Annotated in this window: 2 protein-coding genes and 1 pseudogene; 2 read left to right on the forward strand and 1 reads right to left on the reverse strand. The window is 40.2% G+C overall.

Going from position 1 to position 3,066, the window contains the following annotated elements; translation table 11 throughout:
- A pseudogene (locus ACOVO2_RS15310) lies at positions 1-516 on the forward strand (DNA-formamidopyrimidine glycosylase); the annotation flags it as partial.
- A gap of 95 nt (positions 517-611) precedes the next feature.
- Positions 612-2,126 (forward strand): choice-of-anchor I family protein, encoded by a 1,515-nt coding sequence (locus ACOVO2_RS15315; protein WP_421770820.1) that lies wholly within the window; start codon positions 612-614, stop codon positions 2,124-2,126.
- Between the two features lie 70 nt (positions 2,127-2,196).
- On the opposite strand, the gene ACOVO2_RS15320 is transcribed toward ACOVO2_RS15315, so the two are convergent.
- Complete coding sequence (locus tag ACOVO2_RS15320; RefSeq protein WP_421770821.1) at positions 2,197-2,979, reverse strand: hypothetical protein; 783 nt, start codon at positions 2,977-2,979, stop codon at positions 2,197-2,199.
- Positions 2,980-3,066 lie beyond the last annotated feature (87 nt).

Below are 3,066 nucleotides of genomic sequence, written 5' to 3' on the forward strand. Positions count from 1 at the left end.
GTTTTTCGTTTTGCGAATGGCTTCAAACTCGGATTTTTATGTCCAAGAAAATTTGAGCGTATCGGTATCGTAGAAAACATTGACGAATATCTTTTACGGAAGAAAATAAACAAAGATGCTCTCGAAATTTCGGTTGAAGAATTAAGTAAAACTTTAAAGAAGAAAAACGCACCCATAAAATCCGTGCTGCTCGACCAATCGACCGTGGCAGGAATTGGCAATTGGATTGTCGATGACGTGCTGTTTCAAGCAAAAATCCATCCCGAACGCACTTCGAGCCAACTAACTGATAATGAAATAGTTGAAATACATAAAGCCATCAAATTGGTTATTCAAACCGCCATTGATTGCCAAGCAAATTACGATGATTTCCCGAAAAACTTCCTCATTCATGCACGAGGTTGGGGAATTCAACAACAAGATTTAATAGGAAAATGCCCCGAATGTGGCGAAGCAATCAGTATTTCAAAAGTTGGTGGGCGAACCACGTTCTTCTGCAAGAATCGACAGTTTTAGGACTTGATACAACTTATTCTCGTTTACAATTTGATGACCATTACTTAATATTAGGCTAATTTTCGACACTTACTTTTGCCAAAAAACCAAAGTAAATGAAAAAAATTATCCTATTGGCTTCAGTAATTGCTGCCACTCTATTAAGTTGTAATAAAGAAGAAGTTCCGGCCCTGGAATTTACAGTAAACGAAGACCTCAGTTCTTATACCGAGATTGCTTCACTCAATTTGGGTGGTGCTGGAGCTGCCGAAATCACTACTTTTGACCCTACAACCAAGCGTTTATTTGCGGTAAATAATGGCAAAGAAAACAAAATTGATGTTGTTGATTTCTCAAATCCTGCCAGTATTTCGGTCATCCACTCAATCAGTATGACACCTTACGGTGGCTACGTAAATAGTGTTTCGGCTTACAACGGAAAAGTTGCCGCTGCCATCGAATCGCTTGATAAACAAGCTCTTGGCAAAATTGTGGTCTTCAATGCCTCAACCTATGCCGAAGAAAAGGTGATTACGGTCGGAGCTTTGCCCGATATGGTTACCTATAGCCCCGATGGAAAATACATTCTTTCGGCCAATGAAGGCGAGCCCAATGCAGCTTACACTAACGACCCCGAAGGTTCGATTTCAATCATTGATGTGGCCAATAATTATGCAGTAAAAACTGTCAATTTCTCCTCATTCGTAAGTCAATTAACCGACCTAACAAGCAAAGGTTTTAGAGTTTTTGGCCCAAATAAAGATTTTGTAAAAGATATTGAGCCAGAATACATTACGGTTTCTGATGACTCAAAAACTGCTTGGGTTACACTTCAAGAAAACAATGCCATCGCCGAAATCAATATTTCTACGGGTACTATCACCAAAATTTCGCCACTTGGTTTCAAAGATTATTCGGTTGCTGGCAATGCCATCGACATCAGTGATAGAGATAATGCAGTCGGCGTATTCAATTCTTGGAAAACTTTCGGTGTTTATATGCCCGATGCTATTGCACATGTAAATTACAACGGAACACCCTATTTATTCACTGCCAACGAAGGTGATTCTCGTGAATATACCGCATTTGCAGAGGTAAAACGTGTCGGCACTTTAAATTTAGACCCAGTTGCTTTTCCAAATGCTGCTGTTTTGAAAGGCGATACGCAAATGGGAAGACTGAACGTAACAAGCACACTCGGCGACAAAGATGGCGATGGCGACTACGATGCACTTTATAGTTTCGGAGCAAGGTCGTTTTCGGTTTGGAATGCTACTTCGGGTCAACTCGTTTTTGATAGTAAAAACGAATTAGACATCAAAGCCAAAGAACTCGGTGTATATGATGATACCCGAAGCGATGATAAATCAGTTGAGCCAGAAGCAATTACTATCGGCAGAGTTGGCTCAAAACTCGTGGCTTACGTTGGCCTCGAAAGAGTCGATGCAGTTGCGGTTTACGACATCACAAATCCGACTGCACCCGTATTCATAAAAATGATTAAAACTGGCGATGCCCCCGAAGGCGTTCTGTTTATTTCGGCATCGAAAAGCCCAATCCAACAAAGTTTAATTGTTGTGAGTAGCGAAAACGATGGTTTAGTAAAAGTTTACAAAGCAAATAAGCTATAATCAGTTTCAATATAAATGAAAAATGCCCACTACGAAATAGCGGGTATTTTTCGTAACTACCGCTCAATTCTTAATTGGTAGTTCTATAAAGTGTACCATTTTCAACTACATAAAGTCGTCCACCCATTGCTGCAATCATATTCACGTCTTTGAGCAATCCTTTCTCTCCAACTTGTTGATAATTACCATTTTTATCATTTTTAAACAGTGTGCCATCTTGCTCAACACTCCACAAAAAACCACCCTCAGCCACCATTGCAATCGTTTCGGCAAAATCACCTTCTTTACTAATCTGCTCCCATCGCATGGCTTTGATACTTGTTCGGTATAGAGTACCATTTTCAATCGTCCACAAATAACTATCCATTGCTTGGAGCATACTTACTTCCTTAAATTCACCCTTATTTCCTATCGGACGCCACGAACCATCTTTCGAAGTTTCATAAAGCGTACCATCAGTTTCAATCGTATATAGTTTTCCATCCATTGCTGCTGCTGCGGCTGTATTTTTCCAGTCACCAGATTTTCCAATCTGAATCCAAGCCAATGTGCGAGCATCATTTCGGTATAGATTCCCATTTTCAATTGTCCAAATTTCGCCATCAAGTGCTACCCCAAATTCTACATTAGCAAAACTCCCAGCTTTTCCGAGTTGCTCGTATCGTCCTGTTTTATCGGTTCTGAAAAGTGTACCATTATTCTCAAGGCTATACAAATAACCATTCATCGAAACAATTCCTGCCGTATTTTTCCAGTCGCCTTCACGCCCAACTTGTTCCCAACCCTGAGCAAAAATTTGACCGTTCAAGGCCAAACAAAAAACGAATGTAAACAAATAAATACCCTTTTTCATGACTCTGTTATAGCTTAAATAATGCCTACTCTATACGTTTTCGGCAATCCGTCCCTACTCACATTATGAGGCTTTTCGGGTTTCTCC

The sequence above is a fragment of the Emticicia sp. genome, assembly GCF_049241225.1.
Taxonomy (GTDB): domain Bacteria; phylum Bacteroidota; class Bacteroidia; order Cytophagales; family Spirosomataceae; genus Emticicia.